Annotated in this window: 18 protein-coding genes; 13 read left to right on the forward strand and 5 right to left on the reverse strand. The window is 50.1% G+C overall.

Features of this window, described 5'->3' with window-relative positions:
- Positions 1 to 13 precede the first annotated feature (13 nt).
- Positions 14 to 784: a hypothetical protein gene (locus tag BN162_RS11365; RefSeq protein ID WP_020225231.1), complete on the reverse strand. Its 771-nt coding sequence runs from the start codon at positions 782 to 784 to the stop codon at positions 14 to 16.
- On the reverse strand, positions 781 to 1,515 hold the full coding sequence (locus tag BN162_RS11370; RefSeq protein ID WP_020225232.1) for a hypothetical protein: 735 nt from the start codon (positions 1,513 to 1,515) through the stop codon (positions 781 to 783). Before BN162_RS11370 ends, BN162_RS11365 begins: the two co-directional genes overlap by 4 nt.
- Positions 1,516 to 1,753: 238 nt before the next feature.
- Here BN162_RS11370 and BN162_RS11375 point away from each other — a divergent pair, with 238 nt between their 5' ends.
- The 10 genes from BN162_RS11375 (at position 1,754) to BN162_RS11420 (ending at position 11,613) form a co-directional block, all read left to right on the forward strand.
- On the forward strand, positions 1,754 to 1,999 hold the full coding sequence (locus BN162_RS11375; protein WP_006058412.1) for a FeoA family protein: 246 nt from the start codon (positions 1,754 to 1,756) through the stop codon (positions 1,997 to 1,999).
- A 2-nt stretch (positions 2,000 to 2,001) separates the two neighbouring features.
- Positions 2,002 to 4,122: a ferrous iron transport protein B gene (feoB, locus tag BN162_RS11380; RefSeq protein ID WP_020225233.1), complete on the forward strand. Its 2,121-nt coding sequence runs from the start codon at positions 2,002 to 2,004 to the stop codon at positions 4,120 to 4,122.
- 257 nt (positions 4,123 to 4,379) lie between these two features.
- A complete protein-coding gene (locus tag BN162_RS11385) occupies positions 4,380 to 5,900 on the forward strand; it encodes an ABC transporter substrate-binding protein (RefSeq protein ID WP_020225234.1) in 1,521 nt (506 codons plus the stop codon).
- 60 nt (positions 5,901 to 5,960) lie between these two features.
- Entirely contained in the window at positions 5,961 to 6,923 is a 963-nt protein-coding gene (locus tag BN162_RS11390) for an ABC transporter permease (protein ID WP_020225235.1), read from the forward strand.
- A complete protein-coding gene (locus BN162_RS11395) occupies positions 6,920 to 7,729 on the forward strand; it encodes an ABC transporter permease (protein ID WP_020225236.1) in 810 nt (269 codons plus the stop codon). The genes BN162_RS11390 and BN162_RS11395 overlap by 4 nt, the downstream gene beginning before the upstream one ends.
- Positions 7,729 to 8,688 carry an ABC transporter ATP-binding protein gene (locus BN162_RS11400; RefSeq protein WP_020225237.1) on the forward strand — a complete coding sequence of 320 codons (960 nt, stop codon included), beginning with the start codon at positions 7,729 to 7,731 and terminating at the stop codon, positions 8,686 to 8,688. Before BN162_RS11395 ends, BN162_RS11400 begins: the two co-directional genes overlap by 1 nt.
- Positions 8,689 to 8,692: 4 nt before the next feature.
- A complete protein-coding gene (locus tag BN162_RS11405; RefSeq protein ID WP_020225238.1) occupies positions 8,693 to 9,508 on the forward strand; it encodes an ABC transporter ATP-binding protein in 816 nt (271 codons plus the stop codon).
- The gene (locus BN162_RS11410) at positions 9,493 to 10,242 is read left to right on the forward strand and encodes an MBL fold metallo-hydrolase (protein ID WP_020225239.1); all 750 of its coding nucleotides are present in this window, start codon (positions 9,493 to 9,495) and stop codon (positions 10,240 to 10,242) included. Before BN162_RS11405 ends, BN162_RS11410 begins: the two co-directional genes overlap by 16 nt.
- Positions 10,239 to 10,874 (forward strand): histidine phosphatase family protein, encoded by a 636-nt coding sequence (locus tag BN162_RS11415; protein ID WP_020225240.1) that lies wholly within the window; start codon positions 10,239 to 10,241, stop codon positions 10,872 to 10,874. The genes BN162_RS11410 and BN162_RS11415 overlap by 4 nt, the downstream gene beginning before the upstream one ends.
- A 46-nt stretch (positions 10,875 to 10,920) precedes the next feature.
- Entirely contained in the window at positions 10,921 to 11,613 is a 693-nt protein-coding gene (locus BN162_RS11420; RefSeq protein WP_020225241.1) for a hypothetical protein, read from the forward strand.
- Here BN162_RS11420 and BN162_RS18775 read toward each other — a convergent pair.
- Entirely contained in the window at positions 11,588 to 11,824 is a 237-nt protein-coding gene (locus BN162_RS18775; protein WP_167540019.1) for a hypothetical protein, read from the reverse strand. The genes BN162_RS11420 and BN162_RS18775 overlap by 26 nt on opposite strands.
- Here BN162_RS18775 and BN162_RS11425 point away from each other — a divergent pair.
- On the forward strand, positions 11,805 to 12,500 hold the full coding sequence (locus BN162_RS11425; RefSeq protein WP_167540020.1) for an SDR family NAD(P)-dependent oxidoreductase: 696 nt from the start codon (positions 11,805 to 11,807) through the stop codon (positions 12,498 to 12,500). The two genes, BN162_RS18775 and BN162_RS11425, sit on opposite strands and share 20 nt — an antisense overlap.
- A 329-nt stretch (positions 12,501 to 12,829) precedes the next feature.
- On the opposite strand, the gene BN162_RS11430 is transcribed toward BN162_RS11425, so the two are convergent.
- Both BN162_RS11430 and BN162_RS11435 read right to left on the reverse strand, forming a co-directional pair.
- Positions 12,830 to 13,117, reverse strand: a complete 288-nt coding sequence (locus BN162_RS11430) for a hypothetical protein (protein ID WP_147612179.1) — start codon at positions 13,115 to 13,117, stop codon at positions 12,830 to 12,832.
- A gap of 87 nt (positions 13,118 to 13,204) precedes the next feature.
- The gene (locus tag BN162_RS11435; protein ID WP_020225244.1) at positions 13,205 to 13,828 is read right to left on the reverse strand and encodes a PD-(D/E)XK nuclease family transposase; all 624 of its coding nucleotides are present in this window, start codon (positions 13,826 to 13,828) and stop codon (positions 13,205 to 13,207) included.
- Positions 13,829 to 14,212: 384 nt separating this feature from the next.
- On the opposite strand from BN162_RS11435, the gene BN162_RS11440 reads away from it, so the two are divergent.
- Together BN162_RS11440 and BN162_RS11445 are read left to right on the forward strand one after the other, a co-directional pair.
- Entirely contained in the window at positions 14,213 to 14,845 is a 633-nt protein-coding gene (locus BN162_RS11440) for a TetR/AcrR family transcriptional regulator (RefSeq protein ID WP_020225245.1), read from the forward strand.
- 225 nt (positions 14,846 to 15,070) lie between these two features.
- Positions 15,071 to 16,261, forward strand: coding sequence for a DUF1266 domain-containing protein (locus BN162_RS11445; RefSeq protein ID WP_020225246.1), 1,191 nt, complete (start codon positions 15,071 to 15,073; stop codon positions 16,259 to 16,261).
- The last annotated feature ends 3 nt before the right edge of the window (positions 16,262 to 16,264 follow it).

Below are 16,264 nucleotides of genomic sequence, written 5' to 3' on the forward strand. Positions count from 1 at the left end.
GTTCCCTTGCCGATCATTCATTTAAGAAAAGGTTCGCCATCCATTCCATTTCACTGAACTTCATGGACTTTCCCTGCAGCAGCGGCAATTCTGCCGCATGATATTCAGGCCAGTAGCCATTGGGCGGCAGCGGGAAAGTTTCAATATCCCGATTGGAACTGAAGTGATCATTCCAGTAAACCCAGCGGTTTGTTCCCTGGCGCAGATTGTTAGCGACAAAAACCATCGTCTTCGGCACAGCGTTTTCACCGTTATCCAATCTTACCCAGGCCACCAGCTGAGCAGAATTTTCAAGCTCGGAATCAATAAAAACCGCCTTTTCAATCGTCAGTATCCCTTCAGGATTATGATTGTAGCGCAGACTGGAAAAACGGAAAATGATTTCCTCCAAAGCTTGCTGCACATCTGGTGTCAGCGCTTCTTCCCGACTCAGCAGCGGCATTGTTCCTCGGATTCGCGGCTCGTCAGTCAGTTTGATATTGCAGGCTGGATACCAGTTATAACGGGGAGCCTGACAGCTGAAAGCCGATTCAACCCGTTTCAGCTGATCCAGCCACGCCAGATCACCGGCCTGCCGGGCATACCGCAGATCGTCATCCAACAGCCGTTGATTCCATACCTTCTGATTGGGATAGGAATCTCCGGAATACACGGAAACATGATAATACTCCCATGCCTCGCGGCTGATTTCAATCAACGGTTTCTGCAGCATACTGCGGACAAACAACGTCAGCGTCAGCGCGGCGATCACAACCAGAAGACAGTTCAGTCCTGTTCGTTTCATTGCTGCACCAGCCCCTTTCCATTGCCCCATTGCCAAGTGGGATCAGCATCCGCCTGCTGCTGGAATGTCTGCGGATCAATCCGGCGCAGCGTTTTTGACGCAAAATGAAAAACATCATTCTCATCAAAGCAGGCACCTTTGACTTCCACTGCATAGATTCCGTCATTTTCCAGATCTTCAAAGATCACAATCAGAATCCCTTCACCTGTTTCATCCAATCGTACAGCATGCGTAATCCAGCTTGCATGTCCGGCAAATCCCAGGTTTACCTTATGCAAAATATCGCTCCGCTCAGAAACCAGCCGGCTGTCCAACTCGTGAATTGGTGCTAATAAATTCGCAACTTCCAGCTTGACTGGCGAAGTGTCCGGATCCACTTTTAAAAGCTGAGAGTAGACGGAATCATAAACCGGAATCACCGTCAGCAAATCGCCGTTATGCAGATCTGAAAGAGCACTCAATTCAATCAGCCCGTCGGCCGTTTGTGCGAAGAACTCCACATTTGCGCAGAACTGTCCTTCCTGAGTGATATTCAGGGTTTCCTTGATATTGGTAAACTCCACTTGACCATAACCATCGGCGCCACTAAATCGGAATACCCCGCAGTGCCGGAAATCCACAGGGGTTAAATGATGCCAGCGCTGACTGAGAAAACCATAACAATTTCCCACAATTAAAATCAGAAGCAGCACTGTCATGATCTTGGATCCCAGCAGCCTCATTCCTTTCATTACCAATTCCCCTTTCCTGTTTTTCATCTTTGAATCAATTATATCATCCCCATTTTCTTTCTTTTCAGTGGGAAAGGAATTGTAAGAATTCCTTCATGATTCTTCAGAGCCGAAAGTTTTTTATTTTAGAGATTCTTTGTACCAGCAGTTGTGTAAGCCTAGCAGCACTTTGCCCCTGCACATAAGTTGGTAGTGGGAAACAAGATTTCTCATGACCAACTTAAAGGAGGAATTGACTATGAGTATTGTCCAATGTTCATTAAATCAAATCCCATTGGGGAAGCGCTGCAAAGTGACTCAGCTGAACAGCACCGGCTCCATCCGCACCCGTTTGCAGGATATCGGTTTAGTCCAGGGAACGGAACTGATTCCGCTGGTCAAAAGCTGTGCCGGCGATCCGGTAGCTTATCTGATCCGTGGTACCGTCATTGCCATTCGCGACAAAGATTCCCGCTCCATCCTTGTCGAGCATGACGAGGAATAAATATGGGACTCACTGTACAGTCGACCAGCGCGAAAGCCAGCCGCAGCTTCCGCTTTGCGGATTCGGAAATTCTGGTAGCCCTGGCCGGCAATCCCAATGTCGGAAAAAGTACGGTATTCAATGAACTGACCGGCATGAAGCAGCATACCGGCAACTGGCCGGGAAAAACGGTCGCCTTGGCCAAAGGGGTGACGCGTTATCGCAATCAGGACTACACGCTGGTCGATCTGCCGGGAACGTATTCTCTGATCGCCAACAGTGCGGAAGAAGCGATCGCCAGCGAATTCATCTGCTTTGACAAGCCGGCGGTGACAATCGTCGTCTGCGATGCGACCGCACTGCAGCGAAACCTGAATCTCGTCCTTCAAATTCTCCAGATGACCGCCAATGTCGTCGTCTGTGTTAATCTGATGGATGAAGCTCAGAAAAAGAACATCACCCTCGATCTGGAGGCTCTCAGCCGGCTGCTTCATGTCCCGGTGGTGGGCGCCAGCGCCCGTTCCCACAAAGGATTGAACGCCCTGATGGAGGCGGTGGCAGATCTGGCTGCGCATCCGCGAACCGAGATCGCCTGTCTGGACTATCCGTTTGCGATTCAAAATGAACTGGATCGGCTGCGTGGGCAGCTGCGGATGCTCGATCCAGCCTATGATATTCCCTGGATCGCCCTGCAGATCTTAAACGCGCCGGAAACCACGCTGAAGCTCTTGTATGAATCCACCTCCATGACCCAGGCTGATATCGAAACACTGCACAGTCTGGCACTGCGCAGCCGCAAGGTTCTGGATCAGGCGTATAAAAAAGAACGCTGGGAAGACTTGTTAATTCAATGCCCAGTGGAAAAAGCGCAGGAGCTTGCCGAACAAACCGTCACGATGAACGAAGCGGAGGCGATGAAGCGGGACCGGCAGATTGATAAGATTCTGTTCTCCCGCTGGGCAGGCGTGCCACTGATGATTCTGCTTCTGTGCCTGGTTTTGTGGATCACGCTGGCGGGGGCAAATGTACCTTCGCAGATGCTGGCGGAATTCCTGTTTTCTCTGGAAGCGCCGCTGGCGGCAGGTTTACGTGCACTGCATCTGCCGGAGGTTCTAGTCATCATGCTGAGCGAGGGCATGTATCGGGTTTTAGCCTGGGTTGTCGCCGTCATGCTTCCGCCGATGGCGATCTTCTTCCCGCTGTTTACCTATCTGGAAGATTTGGGTTATCTGCCGCGTGTCGCCTTCAATCTGGATAAAACCTTTGCGAAAGCGCATGCCTGCGGCAAGCAGGCCCTGACCACCTGCATGGGTTTTGGCTGCAATGCCGCCGGCGTCATCGGCTGCCGGATCATCGATTCATCACGCGAACGTTTGATCGCAATTCTCACGAACAACTTTGCTCCTTGTAATGGCCGCTTTCCCACGCTGATCAGTATTCTGACAATGTTCTTTCTCGGCTCCGCTGCCGGTTTGTCGCAATCGCTGCTTTCAGCGCTGTTGTTAACCCTAACAATCTTATTGGGACTGGGCATGACCTTTCTGGTCAGCCGGCTGTTATCCGCCACCGTGCTGAAAGGCATACCGTCCTCGTTTACACTGGAGCTGCCGCCTTATCGCAGACCGCAGCTGGGCAAGGTGCTGGTACGTTCTGTCTTTGACCGCACGTTGTTTGTCTTAGGCCGGGCGATCACCGTCGCCGCTCCCGCCGGCATCCTGCTTTGGGTTATGGCCAATATCGGCGTCAATGGTCAGTCCCTTCTGGCCTGGGCTTCCGGTTTCCTGGATCCGTTAGGCCGCTTCATGGGTCTGGACGGAGTCATTCTGATCGCCTTCATCCTCGGCTTTCCTGCCAATGAAATCGTCATTCCGATCATCATCATGGCCTATCTGGCCAATGGCTCTCTGATTGAGATGAACAGTCTGAGCGCGATGAAAGACCTGTTTCTGGCCCAGGGCTGGACCCTGACCACGGCAGTCTGTACGCTGATCTTCGTCCTGTTTCACTGGCCATGTTCAACGACCTGCCTGACGATTTACAAAGAAACCAAAAGTCTGAAATGGACGCTGGCGGCGATTGCGATTCCGACGGTCTGCGGTATCCTGTGCTGCAGTGCGGCAGCGTTTGTGCTGCGGCTGTTCTGATGTAAAAGAAGCTGGAATTCAAGCGATCCATAATCACGCCTTCTTCATGATCAGATAAGCATCATCCCCTGCCTGAACCTGGGAGCGCCCGCAGCGCTCCCTTTTGTTTGTTTCTCAAGAAATCCTAATTCCGATCTTGGCTTTTTGCGAACCGCGGGAAATTTACCATTTTTTAACTTTCCTGCAATTTTCCATTAACAAAAGCTTGTTACAATCTGCTCGTCTTCCACAAGAGGAAAAAGGAGAAAAACGAATCTATGAAGAAACTGATCTGTTTCGGTCTGAGTCTGTTGATACTCGTAATGAGCGCCTGTTCTGCTCAGCCAACCCCTTCAAGCGATCCCGCCGGCCCCAGTGCAGCGCCGGTTAAAAACGAGCTGATCATGGCGATGAGCGTCGATCCGGATGGATTGGATCCGCAGCGCACCACCGCGGCCAGCACTTTCCAGATTACCAACAATCTATATGAACCCCTGTTAAAAGTCACCACTGACGGTACGTTGAAAGCTGGTTTGGCCGAGTCCTGGACAGTGAGCGAGGACGGCATGACGCTGACCTTCACGCTGCGCGGCAACGCCCAGTTTTCCAATGGCAATCCCTGCGACAGCGCCGCAGTCATTGCTTCTTTTGAACGATTAAAGGCAGAAGGCAGTCCACGGGCTGCAGATTACGCCAACCTGATGACGATGGAAGCACCGGATGCGAAAACCGTCGTCTTTACAACTGAAACGTTGGATGTGGCGATTCTATCCACATTTGCTTATCCTTGGGCTGCGATCGTCGATGTTACAGTCGCTGATACATTAAAGAATCAACCCGTCGGCACGGGGGCCTATACCTTAAAGGAATGGGTTCCGCAGCAGTCGCTGACCCTGGTCAAAAACGAAAACTACCCGGAAACGGTCAACCTGGAAACCATTCAGTTTAAAATGATGCCGGACGCCGCTTCGCAGATCTCCGCTTTTCAAAACGGTGAACTGGACATCATCAGTGTCTCCGGCGATCAGGTGGCCGCGTTTGAAAACAATCCAGCCTACACCGTAGTTCAGGCGCCGGCCAATTCCCTGCAGTTAATGGCGATGAATTTAAGCCATGAAGCTCTTTCCGATCTGCGGGTACGGCAGGCCATCAATTACGCGGTTGACAAAGACGCACTGATTGATACGGTCTGGTGGGGTTATGGCGAAAAGATTGGTTCCCATTATCCGACCGTCCTTAAAGAATACGTCGATCACAGTGAAGATTACAGCTATGATCCGGAAATGGCCAAATCCCTGCTGAAAGAAGCCGGCTATGAAAATGGGCTGACGCTGAACCTGGTGCTGCCGAAGAATTATACGGCTTACGTCAACGCCGGTCAGGTCATCGCGGATCAGCTCGAAGCTGTCGGAATCCATTGCGAGATCTCAATTGTAGAATGGGCCTCGTGGCTGAGCGACGTCTATAACGGAAGGCAGTACGATCTGACGGTCGTCGGCCACACCGGAAGACTCGATCCTTATGTCCTGTTAGCCCGCTATCAATCTGCCAGCTCAGAGAATTACTTCAATTATAACAATCCGGAAGTCGACCAGCTGTTAAGCGATTACAAGGCGGAAGGCCGGGAAGCCCAGCGCACTGAGATCGTCAAACGTGTTGAAGAAATTTTGGCAGAAGAAGTTCCGGCCCTCTACATCCAGGATCCGATTTCAATCTATGTCCTGCAGAAAGGCATTGAAGGCTTTGCGACATATCCGATCGACATCTACGAAATGAAGGATGTCCGCTTCACTCAGTAAGCAACATGACCCAGGCCTGTGCCGCTGAGGCTCAGGCTTTTCTTAAGAAAGGAGTCATTTATGTTTAGACTTATAAGCAAACGGCTGTTCAGCGCTTTGGCTGTCATGTTCGTCGTTTCCCTGATTACCTTCATGGTTTTAAAATGGATTCCCGGTGATCCGGCCCAGCTGATTCTGGGGACGGAAGCCACGCCGGAAAGTCTGGAAGCCCTGCGAACATCGATGGGATTAAATCTGCCTTGGACGGCTCAGTATGCCCGCTGGCTTGGCAATCTGCTTCAGGGAGACTGGGGGACTTCATATCTGTTTGGTGAAAACGTCCGCACGCTGATTCTGCAGCGGCTGCCGGTCACTTTCTCACTGACCCTCTTTTCGATGATCCTGGCGGTCTGCTTTTCCGCTGGACTTGGGATTGTTTCCGCACTTTTTCAGGGAAGCTGGATCGACCGGCTGTCCCGTTCCCTGATGCAGCTGGGTGCAGCGATTCCTGCTTTCTGGCTGGGTATGATCTTCATGATTCTTTTTGCGGCGCAGCTGCATTGGTTTCCCGTCACGGGCTATACCCCGCCCGCAGAAGGCATTTCAGCCTATCTGCACAGTTTGGCATTACCTTCGATCATTCTGGCGATCGGCGAGTCCGGGGTTTTAATCCGGCTGTTTCGTTCTTCGATGCTGAGCGCTCTAAATCAGGACTTCATGCAAAGTGCCCAGATCAAGGGTCTGCCGCGCACCACGGCGATTCTCAAATATGCCCTGCGCAGCGCGATGATCGCGCCGATTACCGTGATTGGCAGTCAGACTGCCAAGTTGTTCGGCGGCACGGTCATCATTGAAACGATCTTTGCTTTGCCGGGAATCGGCCGGCTCTTGCTGACCTCGGTGGAACAACGGGATATCCAGCTTCTTCAGGGAATTGTCCTGTTCATCACCTTGATGGTCGTCCTGTTTAATTTCATCACGGATATGCTGGTAATCGCAGCCAATCCGCTGATTCGCATGGAATCCGGAGGAAACGAAGTATGAAAAAACACTCGTCCCTGCTGCCTGGCCTGTTGCTGGTCGCGCTGATCCTCGCTATGTGCCTGATTTCTTTCTTCTGGCTGCCGATGGATCCCAATAAAATGGACACCGCCAACCGCTTTGCACTGCCGACCTTCTCGCATTGGCTGGGTACGGATCAATTCGGCCGGGATGTCCTGAGCCGCGTGATGATCGCTTCCCGTTCGGCCTTATTAGTCGGTTTAGGTTCGGTCAGTGTCGGAACCGCAGCGGGTCTGTTGTTGGGTTCGCTGGCAGCCATGGCTGGACCGCGACTGCAGGCCTTAATCATGCGGATTATCGATGGTTTCATGGCTTTCCCGGGGATCTTGCTGGCGATGATGCTGGTCGCCGTCTTAGGCAAGGGACTGATCAATTCCGTCATCGCAATCGGAATTTTTATGATTCCCTCTTTCTCCCGACTGGTGTATTCGATGATCCTGGAAAACAAAACCCGGTTGTATGTCAAAGCCGCACGCAGCTATGGCTGCCGCTCAGGACAGATCGTCATCAGTCATATCTTTCCGGACATGCTGCCGCGTTTGATCACCCAGTTTTCCTCCGCGGTCGGCGGAGCCATTCTGACGGAGTCCTCGCTTTCCTTTTTAGGTTTAGGCATCCAGCCGCCTTCAGCCAGCTGGGGTCTGATGCTCAGTGAAGCCCGGCAGTTTGTCCTGTCCTATCCCTTTCTGGCAGTTGCTCCCGGCGCCGTGCTGTTAGTGGCAGCCCTGGGCTTTAATCTGGTGGGGGATGGCCTGAATGACCGCCTGGTAAAAAGGGGGAGCCGCTGATGATCCCTTCTTTGCTTGATGTCCGTCACTGCTCTGTCATGGACGCCCGCGGCCAGGCGCTGATCCATGATGTTTCCTTATCCGTCAGAGAATCGGAATGCATCGGCATTATCGGTGAATCCGGATCCGGCAAGACAATGACGGCGCGGGCCTTGCTGGGCCTGCTGTCCGAAGATTTAAAACTGCAGGCGGAAGCAATGATACTGGGCGGACAGGATTTGCTGACGCTGAGCCCCAAAGCCCGCCGCCAAGTCATCAGTTCGACAATCGGCTTTGTTCCGCAGAACACCGTCGCTTACCTGCATCCTTTAATCCGCATCCGCAATCAGATCACCGACGGCTATCTCGCTCAGGGTTTAGGCACGCCGAAGGAAGCGCTGGTCAAAGCGGAACAGCTGCTGGCCAGCGTCGGCATCCAAGATCCGCAGCGGGTTTTAAATAACTATCCCGGTGAGCTGTCCGGTGGCATGCGGCAGCGCGTCAACATTGCAATGGCGCTGATGTGCGATCCGCAGCTGATTTTAGCGGATGAACCGACAACCGCGCTCGATCCCATCGTTCAGAAACAGGTCACCGAGCTGTTCTTCCAACTGCATCAGACCCGTCATGTCGCATTGCTGATGATTTCTCACAATCTGAACCTGCTGCGTAAATACTGTGATCGGATCGTCGTGATGTATGCCGGTCAAATCGTGGAGGCGGGACCGACCGCGGAGGTTTATGACTATCCTCAGCATCCCTATACCCAAGCCTTGATTTCCGTGATTCCGCAGCTGGATCAGGACCCCAATCTTCCGCTTGCCGAAATTCCCGGCTTTGTACCAGAGAAAGACCGCGATCGAACAAGCTGTCTGTTTGCCGACCGCTGCCGGCTGTGCACTCCGGAGTGCCGTCAGCCGTTAACAATTCAGGAAGAAACCGCGCATTTTGTGCGGTGCCGAAACGCAGAAGGAGTGTGAATGGATGTCAGAATTAATCCTCGAAGGCCAGAATCTGGTCAAAGATTACCCGCTTAAAAAAGAAGTGTTCTGGGAAAAGCCAAAAACGCTGCGGGCTCTAAGCGGCGTGAGCCTGAAATTAGCCCAGGGTCAAACCGTCGGCATCGTCGGGGAAAGCGGCAGCGGTAAATCCACCCTTGGCGAAATTCTCGGTGATCTGCAGCGTCCCTCAAAAGGAACGGTCCTGTATCAAGGACAGAATCTGCGCACAATGAAACAGGCAGAATACCGCCGGTTTCGCCGCAATGTTCAGTTTATATTCCAGAACCCCAAGGAATCGATGAATCCCTATTTCACAATTGAAAAGATACTGATGGAGCCAATGAAGCGGCTGGATGATGATTTTTCCCCGGCTCAGGCTCAGCAGAAAATCCAGACGATCCTGCCGCAGGTGGGCCTGGAGCCGGATTGTCTGTCGCGAAGACCCGCTGAACTGTCCGGCGGTCAATGCCAGCGGATTGCAATCGCCCGCGCTTTGCTTTTAAATCCCCAGGTCATCGTCTGCGATGAATGTGTTTCGGCCCTGGACGTCTCGATTCAGGCGCAGATTTTAAATTTGTTAAAATCACTGCAGCGCCGCTATGGCACAAGCTATCTGTTTATCTCCCATGATATGAGCGTTGTCCATTACATGTCGGACACGATCTTTGTCTTAGTCAAAGGTCAGGTGATTGAACAAGGAGTCGGAGCTGAGCTGATGCATCATCCCAAGCAGGCTTACACGTCCAGCCTGATCTCCAGCTCGTTGTTTGCGGAGGACGCTTTATGCGCTGTACAGTAATCGGCTGCTGGGGCGGCTGTTGTCGGAAAAATGAGGCATGTTCCGGTTATCTGCTGAGTCAGGATGGTTTTCATCTTCTGCTTGACTGCGGCAGCGGTGTCCTCAGCACGCTTCAGAATCTAATTGACCTGAAAGATCTGGATCACATCCTGATTTCCCATTATCATTACGATCATTACAGTGATTTCGGCAGTGCCATCTATGGCCGGCTGATCCAAACCCAGCTCGGGCAGACATCCAAACCTTTGCATTTTTACGGTCTGCGCGATGAACAGGTTTTCCCACAGCTGACCTGGGCCCCGTTTTCCGAGGCGACAGCGATCAAGGCTCACAGTGAACTTCAAATCGGTCCCTTTCACTGTACCTTTCTGCAGACTCGCCATCCAATTGAATGTCTGGCCATCAAGGTCGAATGTCAGGGACAGTGTCTTGTCTATACCGCAGATACTGCCTATTTTGACGAACTGGCCGAGTTTTGCCGTAATGCGGACTTATTGATCAGTGAATGCAGTCTGTATGCTCCGCGATCGGGTCAGCAGGCAGGGCATCTCAATGGCGAAGAAGCTGGTTTGCTCGCGCAGCGGGCCCAGGTGTCCGCGCTGTTGTTGTCGCATCTGCCAATCTATGGCGAACCTGAACTTTTAGTCCAGCAGGCCCGCAGCGTTTATTCCGGAAAGCTGATTCTGGCTTCTAAATTATTATCGGTCGAACTTGACCCGCAGGAGGAAATATGAGTTTATTCCGTTATGTTTTTGTCCGGCATGGTTTTTCGTATGGCAACCAAGAGCATCTTTTGGCGGGGCATACCGACGTGTCCCTGACTGACTGGGGCCGTGCTGAACTGCGCAGGCTGCGCCGCAGCTGTGCTTATCCTCAGACTCAGCGTTATTATAGTTCCGATCTGAGCCGCTGTACGGAAACCTTTCACATTTTATATGATGGGAAAGCTGAACTGAATGGTCTGCTTCCTCAATTCCGGGAAATCAATTTCGGTGATCTGGAAAATAAATCTGAAATCGATCCGTCCGCAGCTTATTTTTTTCGGCGCTGGCTGCAGGGGCAAACTATCGGCAAAGCTGAAACGCTGCCGCAATTTCAAAAACGGATTCACGATGCCCTGCATGCCCTGACCTTTGATCTGCTCCAAAACCAGATCAACAGCGCCACCCTCGTCACGCACTGCGGCGTAATCCGGGCTGTCAGAATGCTGCTGGAACAACGTGGACCTGAGGACTTCTTCAAGATTGACGCTCCCAACGGCTTAGGTTATATCCTGGATCTGGAAGTTGCCGGAGATTGCTTGACGCTTCTGTCCTGCCGTCCATTGATTCCTTATCCCGAAACAGCATTGCCGGACCTTTGCTGATAAAGCGAGGAAGGGAAGGGAAGACTAAACTGCGGAGGTAGTCATCATGTTCATCCTGACCGCAGTTTTTTTTGCGTCTTGCTTATTAATCCTGGAGTTCTCTGGTCCGTGGGCAATGAATGAAATCGCTTATTGGCAATGGAGCTGGGTTGGATTTTGTACCGCCGGTGCGCTGATGTCCAGCATCAAAACACCCGCCGCTGAACCGTTAGCCGGATTGGCTTTAATTGGCTGCAGTCTGGCTGATCTTTTTTTATTGTTTACTTCCGATTGGCAGACCGGAATCGCCCTATTCTGCCTTGTTCAGCTTTGTTTGAGTTTCATTGTAATCCAGCAGGAACGCTGGATTCAACTGTGTCTCACGCTGGCAGGCTTGATTTTCATTTCCGCTCTCGTGCTGAGACTGCCGAAAATTTTCTGTCTCAGTCTGTTTTATGCCGTCCAAACGGGATTTAACGTGTTTTTCTCAGGAATGATTCTACTGCGTAAGCTAAAGAAAGAAACTCACGATCCGCAGAAACCTTCTTTATCCGATTCCCAGGAAACCAGAAAGACAGTTCAGTGCTGGACCGCAGGCGGAACGTTTTTGTTAGCAATCTGCGATCTGAACGTCGTCCTGTTTCAATTTGGAATTATCGCAGCGGGGGACTGGATTTGGCCTTTCTACATTCCAGCCTTGTTCTGTTTTGCCCAAGCTGCTCGAAAACCTGAGATCATAATTCCGCGCCGTACGCTTTAAATTGAAAAAGATGTTTTCTGTCTTTTTTCTCTCCTTTTCCGAAACTGATTTGTGAAATCAATACTTTGTGTAAATTTGTACTTTCTTCACGAACTAGTGCTATACTGGAAGAAAGGAAGGTGAGATTTATGGGTAAACTCTCTGGAAAAATTGCTATTGTTACAGGTGCCAGTTCTGGCGTAGGCGCAGGTGTGGCCAAGGTTCTGGCCATCAACGGCGCTTCCGTGGTGCTGTGCGCGCGGCGTCAGGAAAAGTTGGATCAAATCCGCCAGGAAATCGAGAAGCAGGAAATTGAAGGCGAGATTCTGACGGTTACCTGCGATGTTTCCGACGAAGCGCAGATTCAGCATGTCGTCGACGAAACAATCGCCCGCTTCCACACCGTTCACATCTTGGTTAACTGTGCGCAAGGCGCCATGCTCTACCGTCCGATCGAAGAAATTGACACCGACTATGCTCTGCTTGCCTACAAGACCGGCCCGTTAGCCAGCCTCAAATTCATGCAGCGCTGCTTCCCGTACATGAAAGAAAATCATTGGGGGCGCATCATCAATACAGCCTCTGCTGCAGGTTATGATGGCAACAACGGCTTCGGCGCTTACGGCATGGCAAAGGAAGCCATCCGCGCAATTACCCGTACCGCCGCCAATGAGTGGGGACAATACGGAATAACAACCAACGTATTTTTACCGATCATCGCGACCGAGAATTTCCGCACTACCCAACCTGAGGCCTTAAAAGCGCTGGAAAGTCGCTCTCCGCTGCACCGCATCGGCACCACCGAGGAAGACTGCGGACCGATCATTGCCTTCTTGGCTTCTGAGGATTCAGGCTATCTCAATGGTCAAAGCTTCATGCTCGATGGTGGTCTGCACATGCATTCCTAAACCAGTATTTTCAGAATCCTCACAATTTCATGCATTAAGCGTTAAAAACAAGGCAGTATTTGAGAATCCCTCCGAGTCCCGGAAGGGTTCTTTTTTCCTGTTCCAACGATCGATGAACTGGGCTCATAGCGAACGCTTCTGTGATTTGGTTAAGAGAATTCAGAGCGGCAGATGACACTGCACCAGCTAATGAAGTTTGCCCTCAGAATCTATTGAGATCCGATCCTGTCAAAGCTAGATTTTCACTTTATCCGTGTCCAAGATTTCTATTTTATGATTAGAACACAGCATTCCTTTTTGATGTTCTCCTGTGAAGCTTCGACTTCCTGTCAAAGGTTATCAGACACATGCGCTTTATCAAAATTCTGACAGAGATCCAGCAGTGCCTCTTCACTTAAATGGTCAATCCAATACGCTTCTTTCTCACTCAATTCAAAGTGCTGGCTTAGCCAATGTTTCATCAACATTTTTTTACCTTCAATTCTGCCTTCGAGCTTGCCTTGAAGACGACTTTCTGCCAAGTCCATTTCATATTCTACTTCGTCAAACTTAGCTCGAATGCGGGCAATGGCTAAACACGTATCACTTAAGAAATCCATTTTCTTTTCTTCCATCATCTTGATTATTTCCTCCTTCTCCACTAATTCATGAATGATGTTCTGTTTCTCTGCACACTGGTTGAATCGAAGCATGTAATGGATTTTCTAATCCATTCTCCATTCGGTTAACGGTTTGCTTTCCAACCTCTCCAATTTATCCATTTCTATCCAGAGTATCCGGCACCGCTCATCCGGCATCCGGATTTTATTCACTTCATTGCAATAACAAAACGCATAGAGATAATCATCATCGTCCTGCTTTTTAAGGATGCGGTTAGCAAGCGTAATCTGAACTATTGGATGAAACTCAGTAGAATCGCCCTCGCTCAACTGATCGACAACGATCTGAGCCACATATCCCTGAGAGCGCAATGACAAATACCTCTCCCGCTGAGTATCCTGCATTTCCATATTTACAAGCAGGATCTGGCCTTGGTCGTCTTCAAGCTGGATAAGTAAATCCAAGCAAGCCTCTTTTTCCTGCTTATAGGATTTTGCAGGCTTCGGATTTTTTACATCCGCCCGGACGAACTGATGCTGAAACAGTGCTGAAAAATAGGCCAAGCGAATCTTTTCAGACTTTTCATCTGCACAACCGAAGGTGTGTAGGAACACAACATTTTCGCGATAATCAATCGGCATTAAACGTTCGTGAACCGGCGCTAAACCAGGAAAAGGCGGCAGGAGTTCATGGTATAAATCATGGGGTGGGGTATTGCTGATCTTCATTTTAAAAATCCTCCTTCATCATTAATATTGCGGAAAATCAGAAAAAGCCCCATAAAAAGTTAAAAAACTTTACGAATTCTTTTTGCAAGCTCGCGTGAGTCCCTTTCAGACACTTTACAATTTCTGAATGTAAGCTTTCAATTAAGCAATCCCAGCTCCTCCTTTTGATCCCCACTGCCAAACTCCGCTTCGATTTAGATCGTTTCAAATTTTTGAATTTCTCGCTGTTTTACTCAATGTTCGAAATCCGCTGAGTAAAACTTAGCTGTTTCAGGAAAAAGCAAAAACAAGAAAGGTTATTTACTGCTTGTGCTGTTCCGCCGCTCCTGATAAAATAAAGATAAAATTTGAAGTTTGTCTTTATTTTATCAGGAGGATATCTCTATGCCCAAAGTCGCCTATTCCGAATCAGAAAGAGAACAAATAAAAAAAGCCTTGATTGATACTGGATTAAAACTTTTTTCCACCCAGGGCATTCAGCGTACAACCGTAGAACAGATCTACCAAAACGTCGGCATATCCCGAACTTTTTTCTATTCTTTTTTCCCTGCTAAAGAAGATCTGGTCATCCAGGCTTTCTATCGGCAGCAGCCGCAAATGCTGGTCTACGCCAAAAGTCTGATGGAGGATCCTAAGCTCAGCTGGCGGGCGAGCGCCGCACAGTTTCTCCGCCAGATTTGTTATGGCGGTCAGGAAGGCTTTACCATCATGAGCGTAGAAGAACAACAGGCTCTCTTTAAGTGTTTATCCGACGAAAAACGACAAGAGTTCCAGAGAAAACGTCTCACTTTTTTTACAGAGCTGATCCAGATCCTAGGCATTCATACAGAAGAATCAAATATCAAGCTTCTTGGTAATTTAGTCTTCTCTGCGGCAATTTTACACAAAGCCATTCCGGATACACTGCCGTTTCTCTTTGCGGAGGCTTCCGATGAAATGATCGACTTTCAAATAGAAACCATTCTTGAATATATGGAAACTCTGTACGAACAATCAAAAAACAAGGAATCAAAATGATTCTGAAAGGAAAGCTGAGAAGACAAAGAAAAGATTACAAGCGGATTTCAGATCACAAATCACTCGGTATATCCTTGATCACAAAACCATGGGTATCCCCATCGTGAAGGAGAAGGAACGTTTGTGTGTCTACTTTACAAAATCGGAAATCACTCAGCTTTCCCTGAATCATGGCAGCACAAAATGAAGAGATCTGAAAAAGAAAAAAGGAGGAAACAGATCACCATGGTCAACATTGAAGAAATGATGAAACGAGCTCAACAAGCCAGTGAAAATGCATCCAAACAGCTAAACGAATCGATGGAAAAGAGCCGGAAGATCGCTGAACAAAACAAAGCCGACGCAGAGAAAGCCGAAGCTGAAAAACAGCTTCGCAAACAGGAAGCAGAAGCTCAGAACGCAGCGAATCAACAGCGCCAGGTGGAAATCTTAGGTCAGATGTTCAGCCCTGAATTCATGGCGCAGATGACAGACATGGAAGCGATGATCCAGCAGAAGGTGGACGAAAAAGTCGAAGAAGTTACTGCACTAGGTCTGGAAGGCATGATGAATCAGCTTTTAGGCGAAGACATGGGAGTCATCGCCGCCGCGCTGGAAACACTGGCCATGGAAAATGAGGAGGATGAGGAAACCGAGCCTTCCGATTTTGATCAGGCATTGGAGGAAGAACTATACCGTGTCTTAGATGAGAAACTGGCTCAGATTCAGTCTTTGCCGGAACCCGAACCGGTACTCTATACCCAAGATGACCCGCGCTGGGCAAAGTTTGGCATCCTGCTCTCCGGGATCATCAGCAATTTAAACGATCATCAGTTAGACGATATGGATGTCGAAGAACACATTCCGGTCATGGAGCAACAAATCGCTTCGTTGGTCCGCCGGTCGTGGGGAATCCATGGACGAAGTGAATTGTTGGATACGCTTCGCTACCTCTCACAGGAAGGATACACTTTCCGTTATCAGCTTTTCTGCGATACCGTCACTGCCAAGGAGCTCACCGACGAAGCTGAGGATGAGGAAGAACGCGAAGCCCTTGCCCGTGCCTGGCGTTTTGCCCAGCATTACAAAACGCGGTTTTCTCCAAGCTTTATGACGGGCTGGGATACCGGCCGGGCGGCTATGTTAACGCGCTGGGGCTGTTACCTTGGTTGGATTACTGAAGGGGAAGCCATCGGAATGCTGCGGGAGCTCTCCCTGCGGGCTGCCCAGGAACTGCACAGCTGGCGGGAATTTGCCCAGTCCTATCTGTTCGGCGGTCTGATGTGGAAGCTGCTCTGTTCTGACACTTCAGCGGAATGTTATTTGGGCTTTGTGGCGGACGCGGCAATCGACCTGCTTACCGGACAGGCAGAAGACAACGAAGGACAGTGGAGAAATTGTCCATGGCCTGCCCGCCGATATGATTTTCAGGCTTAAGAA

The sequence above is a fragment of the Holdemania massiliensis AP2 genome, assembly GCF_000327285.1.
In the GTDB taxonomy this organism is placed as follows: domain Bacteria; phylum Bacillota_I; class Bacilli_A; order Erysipelotrichales; family Erysipelotrichaceae; genus Holdemania; species Holdemania massiliensis.